This is a genomic window from Dyadobacter fermentans DSM 18053 (assembly GCF_000023125.1).
GTDB lineage: Bacteria > Bacteroidota > Bacteroidia > Cytophagales > Spirosomataceae > Dyadobacter > Dyadobacter fermentans.
On record NC_013037.1, the window covers coordinates 4,024,951 to 4,045,549 of the forward strand.

At 49.0% G+C, this 20,599-nt stretch carries 20 protein-coding genes; 8 read left to right on the plus strand and 12 right to left on the minus strand.

Features of this window, described 5'->3' with window-relative positions:
• Positions 1–166 precede the first annotated feature (166 nt).
• The 3 genes from DFER_RS16250 to DFER_RS30160 all read left to right on the plus strand — a co-directional run bounded on the left by DFER_RS16250 (position 167) and on the right by DFER_RS30160 (position 5,496).
• A complete protein-coding gene (locus DFER_RS16250; protein WP_015812739.1) occupies positions 167–3,424 on the plus strand; it encodes a SusC/RagA family TonB-linked outer membrane protein in 3,258 nt (1,085 codons plus the stop codon).
• 32 nt (positions 3,425–3,456) lie between these two features.
• Complete coding sequence (locus tag DFER_RS16255; protein WP_041735213.1) at positions 3,457–5,220, plus strand: RagB/SusD family nutrient uptake outer membrane protein; 1,764 nt, start codon at positions 3,457–3,459, stop codon at positions 5,218–5,220.
• 111 nt (positions 5,221–5,331) lie between these two features.
• Positions 5,332–5,496 (plus strand): hypothetical protein, encoded by a 165-nt coding sequence (locus tag DFER_RS30160; protein ID WP_015812741.1) that lies wholly within the window; start codon positions 5,332–5,334, stop codon positions 5,494–5,496.
• Here DFER_RS30160 and DFER_RS16260 read toward each other — a convergent pair.
• The 4 genes from DFER_RS16260 to DFER_RS30920 are packed head-to-tail and all read right to left on the minus strand — an operon-like array spanning position 5,493 to position 7,703.
• Positions 5,493–6,101, minus strand: coding sequence for an IMPACT family protein (locus tag DFER_RS16260; RefSeq protein WP_015812742.1), 609 nt, complete (start codon positions 6,099–6,101; stop codon positions 5,493–5,495). The two genes, DFER_RS30160 and DFER_RS16260, sit on opposite strands and share 4 nt — an antisense overlap.
• Positions 6,091–7,278 carry an MFS transporter gene (locus tag DFER_RS16265; RefSeq protein WP_015812743.1) on the minus strand — a complete coding sequence of 396 codons (1,188 nt, stop codon included), beginning with the start codon at positions 7,276–7,278 and terminating at the stop codon, positions 6,091–6,093. Before DFER_RS16265 ends, DFER_RS16260 begins: the two co-directional genes overlap by 11 nt.
• A 37-nt stretch (positions 7,279–7,315) precedes the next feature.
• Positions 7,316–7,477: a hypothetical protein gene (locus DFER_RS30165; protein ID WP_015812744.1), complete on the minus strand. Its 162-nt coding sequence runs from the start codon at positions 7,475–7,477 to the stop codon at positions 7,316–7,318.
• On the minus strand, positions 7,446–7,703 hold the full coding sequence (locus DFER_RS30920; RefSeq protein WP_374754565.1) for a DUF6934 family protein: 258 nt from the start codon (positions 7,701–7,703) through the stop codon (positions 7,446–7,448). The genes DFER_RS30165 and DFER_RS30920 overlap by 32 nt, the downstream gene beginning before the upstream one ends.
• Before the next feature lie 157 nt (positions 7,704–7,860).
• Between DFER_RS30920 and corA the strand changes: the two genes are divergently transcribed.
• Positions 7,861–8,805 carry a magnesium/cobalt transporter CorA gene (gene corA, locus DFER_RS16275; protein ID WP_015812745.1) on the plus strand — a complete coding sequence of 315 codons (945 nt, stop codon included), beginning with the start codon at positions 7,861–7,863 and terminating at the stop codon, positions 8,803–8,805.
• A 385-nt stretch (positions 8,806–9,190) separates the two neighbouring features.
• Positions 9,191–10,177 (plus strand): glycosyltransferase family 2 protein, encoded by a 987-nt coding sequence (locus tag DFER_RS16280; RefSeq protein WP_015812746.1) that lies wholly within the window; start codon positions 9,191–9,193, stop codon positions 10,175–10,177.
• On the opposite strand, the gene DFER_RS16285 is transcribed toward DFER_RS16280, so the two are convergent.
• Both DFER_RS16285 and DFER_RS16290 read right to left on the minus strand, forming a co-directional pair.
• Complete coding sequence (locus DFER_RS16285; protein ID WP_229206022.1) at positions 10,164–11,039, minus strand: glycosyltransferase family 4 protein; 876 nt, start codon at positions 11,037–11,039, stop codon at positions 10,164–10,166. The two genes, DFER_RS16280 and DFER_RS16285, sit on opposite strands and share 14 nt — an antisense overlap.
• A gap of 202 nt (positions 11,040–11,241) precedes the next feature.
• On the minus strand, positions 11,242–12,036 hold the full coding sequence (locus tag DFER_RS16290) for an FkbM family methyltransferase (protein ID WP_015812748.1): 795 nt from the start codon (positions 12,034–12,036) through the stop codon (positions 11,242–11,244).
• A gap of 268 nt (positions 12,037–12,304) precedes the next feature.
• On the opposite strand from DFER_RS16290, the gene DFER_RS16295 reads away from it, so the two are divergent.
• Positions 12,305–13,300 (plus strand): ribonucleoside-diphosphate reductase small subunit, encoded by a 996-nt coding sequence (locus DFER_RS16295; protein WP_015812749.1) that lies wholly within the window; start codon positions 12,305–12,307, stop codon positions 13,298–13,300.
• A gap of 57 nt (positions 13,301–13,357) precedes the next feature.
• Here DFER_RS16295 and DFER_RS16300 read toward each other — a convergent pair whose 3' ends face one another.
• Positions 13,358–13,810 carry a regulatory protein RecX gene (locus tag DFER_RS16300; RefSeq protein WP_015812750.1) on the minus strand — a complete coding sequence of 151 codons (453 nt, stop codon included), beginning with the start codon at positions 13,808–13,810 and terminating at the stop codon, positions 13,358–13,360.
• Positions 13,811–13,930: 120 nt separating this feature from the next.
• Between DFER_RS16300 and DFER_RS16305 the strand changes: the two genes are divergently transcribed.
• Complete coding sequence (locus DFER_RS16305) at positions 13,931–14,746, plus strand: metallophosphoesterase family protein (RefSeq protein ID WP_015812751.1); 816 nt, start codon at positions 13,931–13,933, stop codon at positions 14,744–14,746.
• Between the two features lie 3 nt (positions 14,747–14,749).
• Here the strand turns inward: DFER_RS16305 and DFER_RS16310 are convergent, their stop codons facing one another.
• From DFER_RS16310 to tyrS, 3 genes are all read right to left on the minus strand, one after another.
• Positions 14,750–15,025, minus strand: coding sequence for a hypothetical protein (locus tag DFER_RS16310; RefSeq protein ID WP_015812752.1), 276 nt, complete (start codon positions 15,023–15,025; stop codon positions 14,750–14,752).
• A 58-nt stretch (positions 15,026–15,083) separates the two neighbouring features.
• On the minus strand, positions 15,084–15,293 hold the full coding sequence (locus DFER_RS16315; protein ID WP_015812753.1) for a hypothetical protein: 210 nt from the start codon (positions 15,291–15,293) through the stop codon (positions 15,084–15,086).
• A 178-nt stretch (positions 15,294–15,471) separates the two neighbouring features.
• On the minus strand, positions 15,472–16,767 hold the full coding sequence (tyrS, locus tag DFER_RS16320; protein ID WP_041736484.1) for a tyrosine--tRNA ligase: 1,296 nt from the start codon (positions 16,765–16,767) through the stop codon (positions 15,472–15,474).
• Between the two features lie 148 nt (positions 16,768–16,915).
• On the opposite strand from tyrS, the gene DFER_RS16325 reads away from it, so the two are divergent.
• The gene (locus tag DFER_RS16325) at positions 16,916–18,697 is read left to right on the plus strand and encodes a family 43 glycosylhydrolase (RefSeq protein WP_015812755.1); all 1,782 of its coding nucleotides are present in this window, start codon (positions 16,916–16,918) and stop codon (positions 18,695–18,697) included.
• Between the two features lie 2 nt (positions 18,698–18,699).
• Here DFER_RS16325 and DFER_RS16330 read toward each other — a convergent pair whose 3' ends face one another.
• Together DFER_RS16330 and DFER_RS16335 are read right to left on the minus strand one after the other, a co-directional pair.
• Positions 18,700–19,251, minus strand: coding sequence for a Uma2 family endonuclease (locus DFER_RS16330; RefSeq protein WP_050774703.1), 552 nt, complete (start codon positions 19,249–19,251; stop codon positions 18,700–18,702).
• An 81-nt stretch (positions 19,252–19,332) separates the two neighbouring features.
• Positions 19,333–20,598 (minus strand): S-adenosylmethionine:tRNA ribosyltransferase-isomerase, encoded by a 1,266-nt coding sequence (locus tag DFER_RS16335; protein ID WP_050774761.1) that lies wholly within the window; start codon positions 20,596–20,598, stop codon positions 19,333–19,335.
• Position 20,599: the final 1 nt, after the last annotated feature.

The following is a 20,599-nucleotide window of genomic DNA, read 5'->3' on the forward strand; positions in this document are numbered from 1 at the left end:
TGCAAACGATTGCATTATAAAACTTTTCCAAGACTGAATATTATGTAACCACTATTTTATTTATATTAATTATAAAAATATTCCTAAACACAGGGATGAATTTTCTATTTTAAACAGTATATTGACAATTAGTAATACATTTTTAACATCATCCCCAACTTAATTTATGAACAAACATTTACTAGTCCCGCTTTTCCGGGGTGTCATGATTATGCTGTTTGCAATAGCAGCGCATTTATCGTACGCCCAGGATCATCAGGTCAAGGGTAAAGTATCCTCCTCTGCTGATGGAACCGGCATTCCCGGCGTAAACGTACAATTGAAAGGAACGGCTGTGGGTACCGTTACCGACGCGGACGGTAGCTACGCTATCGACGTAAAAGGTACCGACGCGGTCCTGGTTTTCTCCTCAATCGGATTAATCAAGAAAGAAGTAACGGTTGGTAACCAGTCGACGATCAACGTTTCGCTCGAAGACGACATCAAAAACCTGAGCGAAGTGGTGGTAACCGGCTACGCGGCACAGCGTAAAAAGGACATTACCGGCGCGGTAACCGTGATCAACCCCAAAGAACTGACTTCCGTGCCCACTGCGAGCGTTACGCAGATGCTGCAAGGGCGCGCTTCGGGTGTAACCGTCGGAAACGACAACTCGCCGGGTGGCGGAACGATGGTCCGTATCCGCGGTTTCGGTTCGATTAACAACAACAGCCCGCTCTACGTGATCGACGGCGTGCCTACGCAGGGAACGCTGAACCAGATCAACCCGAACGACATCGAGTCGATGCAGGTACTGAAAGACGCTTCGGCAGCTTCCATTTACGGCGCCCGCGCTGCGAACGGGGTGGTGATCATCACAACCAAAAAAGGCAAAACCGGCGCTCCTAACATTACATTTGACTTCTACACCGGCACGCAACGTCCCGGCAAGATGCTCGACCTGCTCAATACGAAAGAGCTGGGCCAATATCTGTACGAAGCTGACCTCGGCGCTGGTAAAAACCCCTCGGTGACATCGCCCTCTGCCCAATACAAATTCGATGAAAACGGCAACCAGACCGTCGCTGACTACATTTATCCGAACATCTACGGCACGCTGCCTTCGGACATTATCTATACCAACGACATTGCCGATCCAAGGCTTGGTAAAACGGCATTCAACATCACCCAGGCCAACAAAGAAGGAACCGACTGGCAGGACGTGATTTTCGATCCGGCACCGATTTCAAACTACCAGATCGGTGCTTCGGGCGGTTCGGAAGCAGCTAAATATGCACTTTCGGCCAATTATTTCACGCAGGACGGTATTTTGAGATACACCAAATACAAAAGGTATTCCGTACGCGCCAACACCGAATTCAAGAAGGGGATAGTAACTGTGGGTGAGAACTTTACATTCTCTTACGACCAGAGACAAGGCATCACCAACAACGACGAAAGCAACCCGATCATGTTCGCGATCCGCGTGCACCCGATCATCCCGGTGTTCGATATCTCCGGCGGCCCGAAGGCGCTTGGCGGAAACAACACGTCCGATTACAATGGATTTGCAGGAAGCCGCGGCAGTAACCTCGGTAATGCGCCTAACCCGCTGGCCCGTTTGTACCGCGAGAAAGACAACCTGACCAAAGGCACGCACGCATTCGGTAACGTGTTTGCGCAAGTGGACATTCTTCCGGGGCTTTTTGCACGCACCAGCCTTGGTATCGAATACAACCAGTCGAACCGCTCGGAATATTTCCACCGCGACATTGAAGCGGCCGAAGCCCGTAATGCGAACAGCCTGAACGTGATCAATAATGTGGACCGTTCGTTCACCTGGTTCAACACTTTGAATTATGCTAAATCTTTCGGCGTGCATAATTTTAATGTCTTACTGGGTACAGAAGCTGTGAAGACTTACGCAGCGGAATTCCGGGCGAGCCGGAGCGGATTTGCATTCGACGACCTCGATTACCGCTATCTCGATGCAGGTTCGGCGGCCGGTTTGAGCAATGCAGGGCCCGGCGCCACGGAAAGTGCGCTGTTCTCCCAATTCGGAAAAATCAATTATGTGTTCAAAGATCTCGTGCTGGCCGACTTCACATTGCGCCGCGATGGCTCATCCCGCTTCTCGGAATCGAACCGCTACGGTATCTTCCCGGCATTCTCTCTGGGTTTGCGGATGACCGAGCTGGCATTTATGAAGCCTGTGAAGTTCGTCGACGATTTGAAAGTGCGCTTCGGCTGGGGTAAAACCGGTAACCAGCTCATCCCTAACGTTTATAATGCTTACACGCTGTACGCGGCCGATCCGCAGAACAATGCTTACGATATCAACGGTACCGGTACGTCCATCGTAGGTGGTTTTGACCTGGTGCAGTTCGGTAACAGCAATGGCAAATGGGAAACGAATACCTCTACCAACATCGGTCTGGACGCGTCGTTGTTCAACAGCAAGCTGGAAGTGGTGCTCGACCTTTATAACCGCATTACCTCCGATATGCTAACGCAGATCGCGATCCCGAGAACAGCCGGTACCGGTACGATCCCTTACACCAACATTGGCGAAGTACGTAACCGCGGGGTGGATTTGGGTATTAATTTCAGAGAGAAAAAAGGCGATTTCAGCTACATGGTGGGCGTAAACTTTGGCCACTATAAAAACGAAGTATTGAAACTGAACAACGACCCTAATGCGACGATCTTCGGTTTCACAACACGTCTGCCGGCCATGTCGGCCACGAAAGCCGGCCTGCCGATCGCTAGCTACTACGGCTACTTTGTGGATGGTGTGATCAAAGACCAGGCGGAAGCGGATGCCGCACCGAAATTTGGCTCTTACACGAGAGAAGGAACCTTCAAGTTCCGCGATGTGAATGGCGACGGCGTGATCACCGCCGCCGACCGCACGATTATCGGCAACCCGCACCCCGACTTTAACTACGGTATCAATGTGGGCGTTGGCTACAAATGGTTCGATCTGACCTTATTCGGACAAGGCGTGCAGGGCAACCAGGTGTTCAACTACGTGAAATACTGGACGGATTTCAACGTATTCCAGGGTAACCGCTCGAAAACAATGCTTTACGACTCCTGGAAAAAACCGGGCGACGATGCCAAGCTGCCCCGCCTGAACTCGGGTGACGCTACCAGCCAGCAGGTTTCTTCCTACTTCCTCGAAGACGGCTCGTATTTCCGCCTGAAAAACATCCAGCTGACCTTCTCGTTGCCGTCTGCCTGGCTGAAAAAAGCGAAACTGGGCTCTGCGCAGATTTACATTCAGGGACAAAACATGTTTACGCTCACAAAATATACCGGTCTGGACCCGGATATCAACCTGAGAAGATCCGGTGAAAACAACCAGGATACCCACATGGGCGTCGATGAAGGCTCCTACCCTGTGGCCAAATCCTACCTGGCCGGCCTGCGTTTCAGTTTCTAATTATCTCTGATCTTCATTATACAGAACATACAATGAAAAAGACCTTATTAATATGCATGCTGGTCGGCCTGAGCTTCTCCTGCTCCGACGATTTCTTCGATCTGAAACCCCAGGGGCGCGCGTCGCTAGATCAGCTAAGCAATAAAAATGGTGTGAATGCCCTCCTGATCGGCGCATACTCACTGCTTGATGGCGTGGGCGCGGGTAACACCGGCCGCCAGTCGACCATCTCCAACTACGTTTTCGGTGGAATCAGCAGCGACGACGCCGTGAAAGGCACCGACGCCGGCGACCAGCCCGAACAGTCGTTTATTGAACAATACAACTGGCTTTCGGACAACACCTATTTCCTCGGTAAATGGTGGCATTCCTACGACGGCGTTGCCCGCGCGAACGAAGTAATCCAGATCGCAGGCAACCCGAATGTGAAAGACATGTCCGACGCCGAAAAAATCCAGGTGGTGGCAGAAGCACGTTTCCTCCGCGGACACTATCATTTTGAGGCCAAAAAAATGTGGAACAATGTGCCTTTTATCGACGAGAAGATCTACAATGCAGGTGATCCCAACTCGACCAAAGTGCCCAACACGGAGGATATCTGGGCGAAAATTGAAGCGGATTTCCAATTTGCGGCGGACAACCTGCCTGTAACGCAGGCTCAGAAAGGCCGTGCAACACAATGGGCGGCCAAGGCTTACCTGGCGAAGGCCTACCTATTCCAGAAAAAGTGGGATAAAGCGAAAGTGCTGCTGGATGATGTCGTCAAAAATTCGGGCAAGAAACTGGTAGCGAACTACCACGACAACTACCGCACAACCGGCAACAACAACAGCGAATCGATCCTGGAAGTGCAGTTTTCGGTAAATGACGGCACCAATGGTAACAACGGTAATGCTGGCGACAACCTGAACTGGCCGTATTCAGCTGGCGCACCGGGACGTGGCTGCTGCGGTTTCTACCAGCCTTCTCACAACCTTGTGAATGCATTTAAAACCGAAAACGGACTTCCGATGATCGGTAATGCAGCGGATGGAACACTGGATACTTACAACAAAGTAGATTTGCCGAACGATCAGGGAATTGTAGCCTCGGCGGCATTTACATTGGACAAAACGGTTCCCGTTGACCCCCGCCTCGACTGGACCGTCGGTCGCCGCGGTGTGAACTTCCTCGACTGGGGCCCGATGCCCGGCTCGACCTGGATTCGCGACCAGGCATATGCAGGTCCATTCACCGGTAAAAAATGGATGTACTACCTGGCCGAAGAAAACAGCACAACCCACTCCACCAGCAAACGGAACGTGAATAATAACTACCGTTTGATCAAACTGTCGCACGTGCTGCTGTGGCTGGCCGAATGCGAAGTAGAACTGGGCAACCTGGCCACCGCGCAGGATTTGGTAAACCAGATCCGCAACCGCGCGAAAACCGGTTCGGTGCAGGACGAAAGCGTGACCTACAAAGTGGAGCCTTATCCTGCGGGAACATTCGCTTCCAAAGGTGCCGACTTCGCCAGAAACGCGGTGCGCATGGAGCAGCGCCTCGAATTTGCGATGGAAGGTCACCGCTTCTTCGACCTCGTTCGCTGGGGCATTGCCGAGAAAGTATTGAACAAATATGCTGCGGAAGAGGCCGTGCCGGGCAAAGAGCCATCGGGACGGGTGTTCAACAAGCGGGGTTATATGGCAGGTAAAAGTTTCACACAGAAAAACCTGTATTTCCCGCTGCCACAGGACGAAATCCTCAACAGCCAGAAAGACGGCAAACCTACTTTGACACAAAATCCCGGATATTAACCCCGGCATAACCCACTAATGCACCCCAAAAGAGCCGGCCTTCGTGCCGGTTTTTTTGTGCATTGAAAAACAATAAAATACTTTTGACGAATCATTCAAACACTTGCGAACATGAAAATCACGAACGAAAGCGAATATGAAAAAGCCTCGGAGCGGGCTGATGAAATATTTAATGCAAAAAAAGGGTCAGCCGAAGAAAAAGAGCTGCAAGAACTGCTGAAAGCGATCAAAGAGTACGAGGACGATTTTGTACGGATGCTGCGCGACAACAACTAGTCGCCCAGCTTTACCGAAAGGCCTTCGACATTACCCGCGCGCGTGATAAAACGCTCTACCAGTGTGGAGCGCACCTCTACTTCCATTTCGCATTGCATTTCGAACTCCTGCCGCCGCACCGGCAGCTCCATTTCCTTCACGATCCGCATGACGTCGTTCATAAGCGGATATTGAAATGTCAGTTTGTAAACGCTGGAATAATGCCGCGTCACAATTTCCGCCGAATCCAGCGCGAGTTCCGTTGCAGTTTTGTACGCATTGATCAGCCCCGGCACACCAAGCAGCGTCCCACCGAAATACCGCACCACCACGACGAGCACATTGGTCACATTTCTGGAATATAATGTATTGAGGATCGGCCGCCCCGCCGTGCCCGATGGTTCACCGTCGTCGCTCATTCGATAACTCATGCGATCGGCGCCGAGGCGATAGGCATAGCAATGGTGAACGGCTTTCGGATGCAGTTCATACAATTCGGCCAGGTGGGATTTGGCCTGCAAATCGTTTTCTACTGGAAAGGCGTACGCGAGAAATTTGCTGCCCTTATCCTTGAAAAACCCTTCCGCGGGGCCTGCGATGGTCTGAAAAGTATCGTCAAATAACACGGGCGCGGCGCTTTTTAAACTGATAAATAATGACGGTGTAGCAAAGTCCCGCCAGGGCAAATGCCGCCATGCAGAAAAACACAAGCGGGAGGTTCTGGCGCTGATTTTCAAATAATTCGGCCGAAAGGAATGCACCGAGCCCGATACCGGCTTCCAAAGAAATAAACATCGTAGCGATGGCCCGGCCGCGGTTGTGATCGCCGCTCAGATCGACCGTCCATGCCGAAAGTACCGGCGACAGTATGCCCATGGAAACGCCAAAAAACGCGGCGCCGGTCAGGAATGTGAACACCGAATCGGCAAATCCGGTGATGATCATCGCGATGATGAGGATAATGCAGCCTACGATCGTGACGGGCATCCGGCCATGACGGTCGGATATTTTCCCGGCAAAAAGGCGGACCATGATGGAAGATATCGTGAACATCATGAAATACAGCCCACGGTTTTCCAAGCCCAGGTAACCGCTGAAATCCGGGGTGATCGTCGCCACGGCCCCGAATCCGAAATAGCAGAGGAATGTAATGAGCGCCGGGCTGAACACATCAGGTTCAAAAACGTCCCGCCAGGTGATTTGAAACGACTTCAAACTGAGTTTTTGCTTTTCCTGCAAGGTTTCTTTCATATTCAGAAGGATAGCGATGGAAAGAAATGCGAGCAGAGACGATGTATAAAAAAGGGCATTCAGCGAAAACTGCTGGCTGATCATACTGCCGATCGCCGGCCCGAACGCCGAGCCCACGCTCATGCACATGCCATGGATGCCCATCGCCTCCCCACGCCTGTTGACCGGCACAATGTCCGCGACGTACGCAGCGGTGCCGGTGGGTTTGAAGCCGGTTGAAAACCCGTGAACCAGCCTGAGCAGCAGGAACGGCATTACAGTGGTAAAAATCGGATACAGAAACCCGCAGACAAAGCACACGAGCGAGCCGAAAGCCATTACCGGAACCCGCCCGATGCGGTCGGTAAGCCGGCCGCTGAACGGCCGCGAAAGGCCGGCCGTCAATGTAAAAAGACCGATAATGGCTCCTTTATATTCAGCCCCGCCCATGCTCGAAAGGTAAGCTGGCAGTTCGGGGATCAGCATGTTGAAGCTGGAAGAGAAAAGAAACGAGCTAAGGCCCAGCAACCAGAACTGCGTCGTTAATATTCCCGGGGAAGCTGTATTTTGCATTACGCAAAAATACGAGAGTTTCAGGAAAGTGCGGGAGTTAGTCCCAAATATCGTCGATCGGCGTTTTCAACGACTTTAATACTCGCTTCGCTTCTTCGATTTTGCGGACAACGAAAGGGTCGTTCGCATGGCTTTTCAGATTTGGATTAATCTTTACTTTCGACAAATCAAGCATGTAACTTTTTGCTCTCGGTTTCATTGACCTCATTTTTGCGTTTAACAAAGAAACTTTCAAATGCAATATTGCTTTGAAAAGGAATGGCCTTCCCATCATATATGCCCCTAATCTCGAAGATGGAAGACCAACTGCCAACTTCCCTACTTAGCACAACCCGGTAAAGCCTGGTCTTCGCGCCGATTCTGTTAAACTCGACGGATTTTGCCACCACGCGGTCTTGCGATCTGCTTTCAAACGAAAAGCGCATGTAATCCTCCGATGCCTCAAACGGGTAAAATTTCTCTTTCACAAGTGTGTGTTAATTAGCGAATACAAGTTAGCTTTAACCGGTGGGCGTTCCAAGCCAATGCAACACCGATGAACGAACGGCTAAGCGTATGGCTTTTTTTTACCAACTTTAACCCATGGTACGCATATTCTATAAGGACGGTAAAGTCATCAAGCGCGAAAACGATATCCGCGAGTTGGGGAAAATCCCGAACCTGGTTTGGGTGGATTTGCAATCTCCGAGCGCCGAAGAGGAGGAATGGGTGGAGAACAAATGCAATATCAGCTTTCAAACACCCCAGGAAATCGTGGAAATTGAGAGCAGTTCACGTTTTTTTGAGCAAAACGAGACGATCAACGCCAACTCCAACTTCCTAAAAATCGACCGGGATGGATACGAGACTTACCCGATTTCGTTCATTCTCAACCAGAATGTGCTTTTCACTTACCGGCGCGGCGATTCAAAAACGTTTGCCGACACCGTGAAGAAGATGAAAGTGAGCCCCGAGGGCATCCAGGGTGGGGTTGATTTTATGCTGCTTTTGCTCGAAACACGCATTGAAGCGGACGCCGACGCGCTCGAAGGCATTTCCAAAGACATCTCGGCGATCAGCAAAGACCTTACCCACGAGCAGAAAACGCGGCAGGAAGTCCTGATCCGCATCAGCGGCTTGCAGGAAATCACAATGATGCTCCGTGAAACCAGCATCGACAAGCAGCGCGTGCTTTCTGGCATTCTCAGGAGCCAGTATTTTCCCGAGGACCGCAAAGAGCACCTCCGGATCATTCTCAAAGACATCAACTCCCTCCTCGAATACACCACCTTCAATTTCGAGCGGCTCGAATACCTGCAAAACACATTCATGGGTTTGATCAACCTCGAACAAAGCCAGGTGATCAAAATCTTCACCGTGGTGACGATCATCTTCATGCCGCCCACCCTTATTGCGGGTATTTTCGGAATGAATTACCAGCACATACCCTCGACAGGTGAACCGTGGGGCTTTTGGCTTTCGCTCTTTCTGATGGTCTTTTCATCCCTCGTTGTCCTTTGGTTTTTCAGAAGAAAAAAATGGATTTAGAAAGGAAGTTTTCTCACACGCATAGTTTTTTCTATGATTATACGTTTCGGGCATAACTTTGGTGTAATCTTTTATGTTAAGAGGGAATACAATAAAATTTTCGTCATAGTGTTAGTATAGAAGTTATATTTCGGCGGCCGGAGTTTATGCCAGGTAGTACCGACCCTCTTCCAACCATTTCCCTAACAATAGAGTCATAAGTCCAGGCTGCGTAGCTCCCACAAACGCTGGCTTGATATTTGTATAAAAAAATATCCGCAAGGGTATGGGAATGAGCTATATAATTTCACCAATGGATAAGATCATGAACGCCATCCTGTTTAGAGGAAGTATTACAGAATCGGGTATTAAAAAAACTCTCAACTAACTTGATAACCGATTATCTATGAAAAGTATATCAGTAGTAATCCCCAACTATAACGGGAAACATCTGTTTGAAAAATATTTTGAACATAATTATAAGGTCCTTCAAAAACTTGAAACCAGCGTTCAGATAATCGTCATCGACGATGCATCTACGGACGATTCGGTGGCTTACCTTGAAGAACATTATGGCGATAAAATCACGCTGATCCGTAAAGAAACCAATTCCGGATTTTCAGAAACCTGCAATATCGGCATCCAGAATGCCACCAACGATTTAATATTCCTTTTAAATACAGACGTAACCCTTGAACCGGGTTACATGGAAAAACTATATAAGTATTTCGAATTGGAAGACACTTTCGGTGTAATGGGAAGGGTAATCGGAATGAACGACGACCTCATCCGTGAAGCTGCGAGAGAGCCCAAAATTTCGGGAAGAAAAATCAAGTCATCCGATTTCTTCCATTTACAGAATATCAATGCATTTACGCCTACATTTTATTTATCAGGCGCCATTGCATTAATGGATACGCAAAAGCTGAAAGCTATCAATGGATTCAACGAAATGTTCAATCCCTATTATGGCGAAGATCAGGAACTTTCGATTCGCGCGTGGCGACTGGGCTGGAAATGTTATTATGAACACGATGCCGTTTGCCGGCATGAAGTTTCGGCCAGCACGAAAAACCATAACCATAAAAAAGCGATCAAAAGAATCCATTTCCGCAACCGGTATTATGTTCATTACCTGCATTTGCAAGGTATGGACCTTAAATTATGGCACCTGCAAATTCTGCTTTGCGACGTGCTGCTCGGCATGCTGACGCTTCAATTTTTCAAGGTCGAAGCCTATTGGGATTTCATTAAGAACCGGGGAAATTTGCAAGCGAAGAAAGTGGCTTTCAACCGCGAAATGAAGAAACATCAGTCCGAAATCGGCATTATCGATGTGATCAATAACTTCCGGATGATGCTGAAATATCAACAGGTCATTAAGCTAAACTAGCGAGGTTCCGGTACAATTCAAGGTATTCGGAAGCAGCTCTGTCCCAGGAGAAAAATCTTGCCCGATCGCGGATTTTTTCCCTGGGCTTTGTTTTATTATAGTCTTCCAGGCTCGCGTGGAGCACGTTACGCATATGCTCGGGCTCGAAATTATCGAAGTAATAGGCACAATCTCCACCGATTTCCGGCAGCGAGGTGCAGCGCGACAAGATTGCCGGCTTCCCGTAATACATCGCCTCGATCACCGGTAATCCGAATCCCTCCGCGATGGATGGAAACAAAAAAGCCGTACAATTGCTGAGATACCACTTTTTATCATTCTCAGTAACCGGCCCTGTAAATATCAGCCTGTCCAGCACATTCCATTTCTGGGCTTCTTTAAGGATCAGCTTTTTATATTCCTGACTGCTTTCGATACCGGCAATGACTAATTTAAAATTATTCCCAGCCAGCAATGCGGGCAACACATGGAAATTCTTTTTGCCGACAATCGTACCTATTGTAAATAAAAATGGTCCTTCAATGTGTTTTTCAGGTGTGGCAATAGTCGCAGTATCATCGATATTGCAACCGTTGTAAATCACCGACGCCGGTTTGTTACCTAATTCCAGGTTCTTTTTTAGATCTTCCAGAACGAAATTCGAAATGGCCACAATGTGATCGGCCCTATCGATTTTCAGTTGTAATCTGTTTAAATACTTATTAATTCGTTTCTCCGATCGCTTGCCGTCATACAGGAAATTCAAATCGTGAATTGTCAAAACCACTGATACCTTTTTGCCAAACGGATAATAGCGTGAACCCTGGTAAGTACAATGCCAGATATCGACCGAGCTCGTATCTGGAAAAAACAATTTGTGCATAAAATGCTGGGAGACGTAATTCGCATTTTCTCCAAAAACATGTTCCGCCGAAGTAGGTAGGTAAAAAGCGATCTTATCCCGTTCTTCCCCAACCCTTTTCAGGATCGAATTCCCCAATTGAAGGCAGTAATGATAAAGCCCGGTATGAGGGTGCCTCATCCTTTCGCAATCAATCAGAACTCGTTTCAACATAAATGCTTGTTCATTTTTTGTACGCTTCCAGCGCATAACAAAAGCCGTTGATCGGCGTATAATTCACTTCATAACCCAGCTCCCTCAGATATTGGCTGAACGTCACTACATTATAGCGGTCATCAATATCGTGCACCTCTATTAACAGGATTTCACACCGGCAAACGATATCCGCAGGCGTGTTCAAAATAATATCATATTCACTTCCCTCGCAATCCATTTTCAATAAATCGACCTTCGTCCGCGGCATACCGGCCATAATTTCCGAGAATGAAACGGCCGGAAACCAGCGTTCGCTGGTATTATCACCACTAAAATCTTTTAACGAAGAAGCGACCACCTGATTATCATCCGTATCCTGTGCGTATAGCCGCAACATTTCGCAGGATGTTCCGGTTACGGCAAAAGGCTTGATGATCACGCTTTTATCGAATCTGCGATTGGAGGAGGCAACAGAACGCATGCGTTCGATGTTGCTGCTCAGAGGCTCGTACGCATAAATTTGGGCATTCTTTACCTTAGATAAAAGCAATATATCAAAAAAACCGGCGTTCGCGCCGATATCGATCACCAGCGGATCATCGGGCAATACGCGGGCAAGCGGCCGGATGTTGTACACGTCGGCCATGAAAATTTCCTTGAATACCTGGTAGAGACTGGCCGGGACCTCGAATGTGAGCCTGGCGGGTTTGGTGGCAAAATGTAGCGTTCTGCCACGATGGTGGAATTTGTCGAAAAGGTACTCGAACGGATTGCCGGTGTTCCGGACCAGGTTCACGTACCTCCTCAGGCCTGTGACGGGCATAAGTCTTGCTGTTAACGATGTATTTGCGATATTTTCGGGGTAGACATCCAAAGGAGCTACGCCTTTCTATATACCCACACGCTCATTCACATCGCTTTAATAATTAACCAATGGCCCGGCTCCAATTTTCCTGCGGCGCCATCACGGCACTTTATTTGAATTCTAGCCCAAAGCGTGTAGCTTTGTTTTCCTCCGGCCCGGCATTCTGAGCTGTGGCCAGTACTAACGTTATATTCATTCTGATTCCAGCAAAATACGCTAATTAATTATGTCACAAGAACTTAGCAGACAGGAACCCCTGTTGACCGAAGATCCCCTGCGGTTTGTCCTGTTCCCGATCAAACATTCCGACATATGGGAAATGTACAAACGTCACGAAGCCTCATTCTGGACGGCCGAGGAAATCGACTTGTCGCAGGATATGAAGGATTGGGAGAATCTGAGTGATGGTGAAAGACATTTTATTTCCCATGTACTGGCGTTCTTCGCGGCGTCCGACGGGATTGTCAATGAAAACCTGGCTGTCAATTTTCTTAGCGAAGTGCAATATGCCGAAGCCAAATGCTTCTACGGTTTCCAGATTGCGATGGAGAACATCCATTCCGAAACCTATTCGCTGCTGATTGACACATACATTAAGGATTCGGCAGAAAAAGACAGGCTGCTGCGTGCGATCGAAACCATTCCATGTGTACAGAAAAAAGCCGACTGGGCATTGAAATGGATCGATAGCCCCGTATTTGCGGAGCGCATCATCGCATTTGCGGCGGTGGAAGGTATCTTCTTCTCGGGTTCATTCTGTTCGATATTCTGGCTCAAAAAACGCGGCCTGATGCCCGGACTTTCGTTCTCGAACGAGCTGATCTCGCGCGACGAAGGGTTGCATTGCGAGTTTGCATGCTTGCTTTATACCAAACACATTCTGAACCAGCTTCCGCAGGAACGCGTGATCGAAATCATGCTGGATGCGGTGGAAATTGAGAAAGAATTTGTCAGTGAGGCACTTCCGGTGTCGCTGATTGGCATGAATGCCGATCTGATGAAGCAGTACATCGAGTACATCGCCGATTTCTGGCTCGAAAGACTCGGCTGCCCGAAACAATTCGGTTCAGCCAACCCATTCGATTTCATGGAGCTTATCTCGCTTCCGGGCAAGACCAACTTCTTCGAAAAACGTGTGGGAGAATACCAGAAAGCCGGCGTAATGAGTGGTGTGAAGGACAAAGAATCCGCGCACAAAATTTCGTTCGACTCTGATTTCTAGCATTATGTCATGCTGAGCGGCCCGGTCCGCTCAGCATGACCATACCATTAAAATACATCATAACTCCCCTATTTCCTTCCACACCAGTTCACTTTCATAGCCTTTTCCCAGCGCGAACCTCGCCAGCTTTTGTTTCAATTTAAATGGGTCGGTTTCTGTTTTAGAAAGTAAATTCCGCTTCTTCGCAAGCAGTTCGCGCAAACCGGCCACATAATCGGCATCACCGATTTCGTCCATCCCTTTTTCAATGCTATAAGTGCTCAGGCCGCGGCGGTTGAGCTCCTGCCGGATCTTCATGCGGCCCCAGTTCTTGATCCTGAATTTCCCACCGGCATAGGTTTTCGCAAAGCGCTCTTCGCTGAGGTAGTTCATGGAGATCAGCTCGGCGATGATTTCGTCGGCCTCGTCGCCCCACACATTCCATTTTTTCAACCGCTGTTTCACCTCGTCCTGCGTCCGCTCCTGGTAGGCACAGTAGGAAGCCGCTTTTTGTAAAATAAGCCGGTCCATGCGTTCAGTTTTTCATTAAATCTTCATAACAACCTGCAACATTAAGGAAATATAATGGACGAATAGCTATTTTTGAAAATACAAAAAACCCCTGATCCGATCATCCCAACCCGATAAACCATGCCTTTCCAGAGACGGTCTTTTCTAAAACTTCTGCCTGCATTATCCGGAATCACGCTATTATCAGAAACCGCAAAAGCACAGCCGGCGGCGAATATCAGCCTGCGGTTCATCGTTGCTTCGGACGGGCATTACGGACAGCCCGGCACGGAGTTCAAGAGCTTCCATACAGATCTGGTGAGTTGGGTAAACCGCGAAAAGCTGCAAAAAGGCGTCGATTTCCTCTTCCTGAATGGCGACCTGATCCACGACGACCCCACATTGCTGTACGATTTCAAGAACACAATCTCGAACCTGAGCGTGCCTTACTATGTGAGCCGTGGCAACCATGACAGAGTGGCGCCCGATGTGTGGCAAAGCACCTGGGGATATGCTACCAACCACAGCTTCGCAAAGGGCGAATATGCGTTTGTGGTAGGCGATACTTCCAATGAAAAGGGAGAGTATGTGTGTCCCGACGTGACCTGGCTGCGTAACGAGCTTGCCAAATACAAGGAGAAAAAAGGCATTTTTGTGTTCCTGCACATTACTCCGTCCAAATGGACGGTCAACGGCATCGAATGCAAGGAAGTGATCGAGCTTTTTGAAAACACGCCCAATGTGCGTGCCATTTTCAACGGCCACGACCACGACCAGGACAGCACGAAAATCTACGGCAAAAAGCCCTATTTCTTCGACGGCCACTTCGGCGGGAGCTGGGGAACGACTTATAAAGGTTACCGAATTGTGGAAATCTACAAAGACTACACGTGGCAGTCCTACCAGTACAACCCGACAGCCGCACCGGTTTTAAACACGTTTAGCGGGAAGAGTTGAAAGTTATGATTTCCGTTTGACGATCGTTTCGCTAAGCTTTGTGATCAACGTCACCACCCGAAGTTGATTCGCAATGTGTATGCGCATTTCAGGCGTCACATTTTCCATATTTTCTGTGAACAGAAATGCCTCTACCAAAGTGTTTAGTGAATCTACAATTTCGGCGCTGCCGTCCCGTTTGAAAAATTCGGTTACCGCTTCATACTGCTGATAAAGCATTTGAGTTTCGACATCTCTGAAAGGTTTGAACTCTTTGTTTTGTTTGGTTGTGATGGTCATTTCGATAGTGATATAGTGGAAATTGTATGAAAATCTTACAAATTCAATTCAAAAAAATTTACCTTTTGTAAGTCACTAAAATTTTGACGTCAAATCCATAACGCTCTAAAATTGAGATCATTCTCTTCTGGGAAATTCCCTGGTTGAATGTAAAGCTCCGCCATGCGCTGACGAGCTCACCTTTTTTTTCGTCAGCAGGCAAATTTTTATAGACGTTTTCCAAAAACCAGGCAAATGCCTCTTCAATAGAACTAAATGACTTTGACATTCAAATATAATATTTGTAGGAAAATCTTACAAACTGTTTACTACTAATTTTCAAATCTAAAAAAGATAATGACACTGGTGCAAAAAACAGGAGGCTCCTGACGGAGCCCCCTTATTAATGCATTGCTTTATTCTATAAACAGGATGCTCCTAACGGAGCATTTTTTAACTACAAAACCCTATTCAACCCGGATCAAATGGTTCTTCTTACCCTTTGAGATCAGCAAAAACTTGTCTTGAAGCAATGCAAACTCGCTCAATACCTGCGCCTCCGAAGTGACTTTTACCTTATTGACGCTGACAGCATTTTGCTGAATCGCGCGTCGGGCCTCACCCTTTGAAGGGTAGATTTCAGATTTGGTAACAGTTGATACCAAATCGAGCACATTAGCTGCATTATCCCATTCTTCACGCGAAATTTCCGTCTGCGGAACGCCGTCGAAAATCGCATCAAATTCATCAATCTCAATGCTTTGCAAAGTTTCGAGCGTTGCTTTTCCGAATAAAACTTCCGAAGCTTTCAGAACCGTCTGATATGCTTTTTCGGAGTGAATGCGGATTGTCAGCTCGGCAGCCAATGCCTTTTGCATTACCCGCAAATGCGGCTCAGCGGCATGGCTGGTTTCCAGCGCTTCGATTTCTTCGCGGCCTTTCAGCGAAAACACGCGCAGGTAACGCGGCATATCGTCGTCGCTTTGGTTGAGCCAGAACTGGTAAAACTGGTATGGCGAAGTCCGTTCCGGGTCGAGCCAGATATTGCCGCCCTCGCTTTTTCCGAACTTGGAACCGTCGGCTTTGGTCACCAGCGGCGTGGTCAATGCGTAGGCTTTGAAATACCCTTCGTCATCGCCTTCCTTGCGGCGGATGATCTCAGTCCCCGTCGTAATGTTGCCCCATTGGTCCGAGCCGCCCATTTGCAGCCGGACGTTTTTGTGTTTATATAAATGATAAAAATCGTAGCCCTGCAAAAGCTGGTACGAAAACTCGGTAAACGAAATACCGGTTTCCAGACGCTTTTTCACAGAATCTTTGGACATCATGTAATTGACACTCAAATACTTGCCTGCATCGCGCAGGAATTGCAGGAATCCTATATCCTTGAACCAGTCGTAATTATTGACCATTTCAGCCGAATTGTCGCCGGAATTGAAATCCAGGAACGATTCGAGCTGCTTGCGGATACCCTCCTGGTTGATCCGCAATGTATCCTCATCGAGAAACGACCGCTCGGCAGCCTTGAAAGACGGGTCGCCGATCATCCCCGTGGCGCCGCCCACCAACGCGATAGGCTTGTGGCCCGCGCGCTGGAAATGCACCAGGAGCATGATGGTAGCCAGGTTACCGATGTGCAGCGAAGGAGCCGTCGGGTCGAAACCGATATAACCGCATGTCATCTCCTTTTGAAGTTGCTCATGTGTTCCCGGCATCATGTCGTGCAGCATGCCCCGCCAGCGTAGTTCCTCTATAAAATCAATCGCCATTCTAAAAACTGTTGCTTATTTCAAAATCGACCGCAAAGGTAAAGGTTATCAGTTTTAAAACTTCTCAAAGACGCGATCGTTTTACTTGCGGCAACCATTATTAATTCAAAAACGGGTAATTTTGAAGAAATACAAGATAAAAATGAACCCTATCATCAACAAGATCATGGCTTTACGTCGCCCCGGCATACTCACCGCATTCATACTGCTGCTCAGCTCGCTGGCCACCTCCGCGCAGACGACCTATTGTAACCCGATGGACATCGATTACAAATACAACTTCGAGCAGCTCAATGAAAACATCAGCTACCGCTCCGGCGCCGATCCGGTGATTATCAACCATAAAGGCGAATACTTCCTGTTCGTGACCATTTCGGGCGGCTACTGGCATTCGAAAGACATGCTCAACTGGAAATACCTAACCGCCAACCGCTGGCCGTTTGAGGATATGTGCGCGCCGGCGGCGGTGTCCGTGCGGGATACACTGTTTTTGTTCCAATCCACATTCGAATCGCGGCCGATACTGTATTCCGTAGCACCGGAAAAAGGCATTTGGGAGTTCTACAACCGCTGGACGCCACGCCTGCCGAAGGATATCGGCCCGTGGGACCCCGCATTGTTCCATGACCCGGACACCGACAAATGGTATATGTACTGGGGCTCTTCCAACGTGTACCCGATCTTCGGCTCAGAGCTGGATTATTCCAAACGGCTTGCATTCAAGGGGCAATATCAGGCCATGTTTTGGCTAAACCAGTATGAGCACGGCTGGGAGCGCTTCGGGCCCAATCACTCCGACCCATTCAAACCATTCACCGAAGGCGCCTGGATGACCAAGCATAAAGGCAAATATTACCTGCAATACGGCGCGCCGGGCACAGAATATAATGTGTATGCCAATGGCACTTACGTGGCCGATCAGCCGCTGGGGCCCTTCACCTATGCGCCCTACAATCCTGTTTCCTATAAACCCGGTGGATTTGCAACCGGAGCCGGGCACGGCAATACGTTTCAGGACAATTTCGGAAATTACTGGAACACCGGCACGTCGTGGATCGGCCTGAACTGGGCCATGGAACGGCGCATTGTTCGCTACGCGGCCGGTTTCGACAAAGACGGACAAATGTTCGCCAACACCCGCTTCGGCGATTTCCCGCACAAAATGCCCACTAAAACATGGACCGGCAAAGGCGACGAGCTTTTCACGGGATGGATGCTGCTGTCCTACAAAAAACCCGCAACGGCGTCCTCCACGCTCGACACCATGGCTGTGCATAAGATTACCGACGAAAATCCGAGGACATTCTGGGCCGCGAAACAAAACAAACCCGGCGAAACGCTGACGATCGACCTCCAAGCAGAACAGGAAGTAAAAGCCGTGCAAGTCAACTACACCGACTATAAATCCGACATTTTCGACAACAAGCCCGAAAAGGTTTACACCCAATTCAAAATCTGGACCTCGAAAGACGGCAAGAAATGGGACCTCGCCAGCGACCTTACCAACGAACCGAAACGCGACCGTCCGTGCGCCTATATTGAGCTCGCGACGCCGGTACGCGCGCGTTACGTACGCTACGAGCACGTGTACGTAGCCTCGCCGGTCCTGGCCGTCAGCGAATTCCGGATTTTTGGAAATGGCTTCGGCAAAGCCCCGCAAACGCCCGCAACCTTCACGGCCGTCCGCCAGAAAGACACCCGCAATGCGGATCTGGAATGGGAGAAAGTCCCCGGCGCAATCGGTTACAACGTGCTATGGGGCATCGCGCCGGACAAGCTGTACCAAACCTACCAGTTCTGGAACGACGAGCCAAATACCTTCGAGTTGCGTGCATTGAACGTAGGAGTGCCTTACTATTTTGCGATTGAGGCTTTTAATGAGAATGGGGTGAGTGCTGCGAGCAAGGTCGTTTCGGTCAAGTAGCACTACTCCTGTGCGGCAAGCCTAATATGCTCGTAAATCGCTTTGAGGCCGATTTCAAAATTGAACACGTCAAAGCTAATTACTTCCTCCAAATTCTCGTACAAACGGTAGCTCCAAAGATCGCTCCCTTCGTTCCGCGAATAGCACTCTACTTTATATTCGGCCTGGTGTATGATCAAATAGTGATAAAGCGTAGATATCGACTTATGCTGATTTAGTTTAAAAACCCGGTCTCTTCTGCCGGAAGATTTCGATATCACCTCCACCACAATGCAGGGCTGCTGCACAATATGAGTCCCTGCAAGATCTTTCTCCGAACAGGTAACGACGACATCGGGGTAAAGGTAGCAAATGTCCGAAACCTTTAATTTCACAGTTTCGGCGAAAGCACGGCAGCCACGCGGACGGAAGATACTTCTGAAAACATTGCCCAAATTCCCAACAATGTCATTGTGATTAAAACTAGTACCGGACATGGCGTACACCTCGCCATCGTAATATTCATAGCGGATATCACTTTTTTCGTCCAATTCGAAGTATTCCTCGACAGTCATTCGCCGGTCAATTGGCTTTGCACATCCCATAATTTACTGTTTTTTAAACAACAAATTGCGAGAAAAGCTCAACTAATAAAACTACGATACATCACCGTTTAGCCAAAGGAGCGAAGAATCGCCGTAGCTTAAAAAGCGGTAATCGTTGCTCAATGCCTCTGAATAGATCTTTTTCCAGTCATTTCCGACAAAAGCGGCGACGAGCAGGATGAGTGTGGAGCCTGGTTGATGGTAATTAGTAATTATCCCACGGCACAATCTGAATCGGTAACCCGGGAAAATGAATATCTCCGTTTCGCCGACGATCTCGTGCAGGCCTCCGGCGTCCATATGATCGGCGATGGCTTGCAGGGATTGCGCTGCGGTAGGCAATTCCGTTTCTCTCCAGGGGTAAGGGTATAGTTTTTCGATATGGAAATCGGTCGTTTCGCCTGCGAAAAGCTTCACGCCGTACCAGTACAAGCTTTCCAGCGAACGCAATGACGTAGTGCCCACCGGCACAATGTGATCCACCGATTGAACCAGGTCATTGATCAATTCTCTGGTGAATACCACCTGCTCCGAATGCATCCGGTGCTCGGTAACCTTCTCTACTTTGATCGGCTGGAATGTGCCCGCGCCCACATGCAGTGTCAGGAATGCCTTTCCGATGCCTTTCTTTTCCAGTTCATCGAACACCCGCGGCGTGAAATGCAGGCCGGCCGTCGGAGCGGCAACCGCACCGTCGTGGTTCGCGTAAACGGTTTGGTAGGTTTCCTTATCCGGCTCTTCGGTGTCGCGGTTGAGATACGGCGGCAAGGGAATCTCACCCAATGCTTTCACCAGGTCGAGGAAGGTGACGCCGGCGTCCCAGGTGAGCCGCACGAGGTTCCGCTCATAGTCGTGGTACGAAACCTGTAAATGGACTTCAAATCCATTCACCTGAATGACGTTTGATAAGCTATCCCCGGCTTTCCACCGCTTTTTATTACCGATCATACATTCCCAAACGCACGCATGCGTCACAAGCATGGCGTCGTTGATCACCCGCGTGGGCAATTCGGGATGCAATAGCAGCAATTCGATAATCGCCCCGGTTTCCTTTTTGAAATGCGCGCGGGCAGGTATCACTTTGGTATCGTTGAAAACGAGCAGCGTTTTTTCCGGCAGCTCCGAAGAAATGTCGGTAAACCGTAAATGGCCGAGTTCCCCGCCTCGGTACACCATCAGCTTCGACTGGTCACGGACCTCCATCGGGTACTTCGCGATTCGGTCGTCGGGGAGGTCGTAAGTGTAGCTTTGCAGATCAATCGCCTCCGCTTCTTTCCGCCACAAAGCTGCTTCGTCAGCTGTCCTGTTCCCTTCCATT

Bases quoted from the DNA above. Each gene is read 5' to 3' on its own strand.
- DFER_RS16335 (WP_050774761.1), bottom strand. From the start codon at position 20,598: ATGGAAGGGAACAGGACAGCTGACGAAGCAGCTTTGTGGCGGAAAGAA.
- DFER_RS16250 (WP_015812739.1), top strand. From the start codon at position 167: ATGAACAAACATTTACTAGTCCCGCTTTTCCGGGGTGTCATGATTATG.
- DFER_RS16305 (WP_015812751.1), top strand. From the start codon at position 13,931: ATGCCTTTCCAGAGACGGTCTTTTCTAAAACTTCTGCCTGCATTATCC.
- DFER_RS16325 (WP_015812755.1), top strand. From the start codon at position 16,916: ATGAACCCTATCATCAACAAGATCATGGCTTTACGTCGCCCCGGCATA.
- DFER_RS16295 (WP_015812749.1), top strand. From the start codon at position 12,305: ATGTCACAAGAACTTAGCAGACAGGAACCCCTGTTGACCGAAGATCCC.
- DFER_RS16315 (WP_015812753.1), bottom strand. From the start codon at position 15,293: ATGTCAAAGTCATTTAGTTCTATTGAAGAGGCATTTGCCTGGTTTTTG.
- DFER_RS16300 (WP_015812750.1), bottom strand. From the start codon at position 13,810: ATGGACCGGCTTATTTTACAAAAAGCGGCTTCCTACTGTGCCTACCAG.
- DFER_RS16290 (WP_015812748.1), bottom strand. From the start codon at position 12,036: ATGCCCGTCACAGGCCTGAGGAGGTACGTGAACCTGGTCCGGAACACC.
- DFER_RS16255 (WP_041735213.1), top strand. From the start codon at position 3,457: ATGAAAAAGACCTTATTAATATGCATGCTGGTCGGCCTGAGCTTCTCC.
- DFER_RS16330 (WP_050774703.1), bottom strand. From the start codon at position 19,251: ATGACTGTCGAGGAATACTTCGAATTGGACGAAAAAAGTGATATCCGC.
- DFER_RS16265 (WP_015812743.1), bottom strand. From the start codon at position 7,278: ATGCAAAATACAGCTTCCCCGGGAATATTAACGACGCAGTTCTGGTTG.
- DFER_RS16310 (WP_015812752.1), bottom strand. From the start codon at position 15,025: ATGACCATCACAACCAAACAAAACAAAGAGTTCAAACCTTTCAGAGAT.
- DFER_RS30160 (WP_015812741.1), top strand. From the start codon at position 5,332: ATGAAAATCACGAACGAAAGCGAATATGAAAAAGCCTCGGAGCGGGCT.
- DFER_RS30165 (WP_015812744.1), bottom strand. From the start codon at position 7,477: ATGAAACCGAGAGCAAAAAGTTACATGCTTGATTTGTCGAAAGTAAAG.
- DFER_RS16285 (WP_229206022.1), bottom strand. From the start codon at position 11,039: ATGCACAAATTGTTTTTTCCAGATACGAGCTCGGTCGATATCTGGCAT.
- DFER_RS30920 (WP_374754565.1), bottom strand. From the start codon at position 7,703: ATGCGCTTTTCGTTTGAAAGCAGATCGCAAGACCGCGTGGTGGCAAAA.
- corA (WP_015812745.1), top strand. From the start codon at position 7,861: ATGGTACGCATATTCTATAAGGACGGTAAAGTCATCAAGCGCGAAAAC.
- DFER_RS16280 (WP_015812746.1), top strand. From the start codon at position 9,191: ATGAAAAGTATATCAGTAGTAATCCCCAACTATAACGGGAAACATCTG.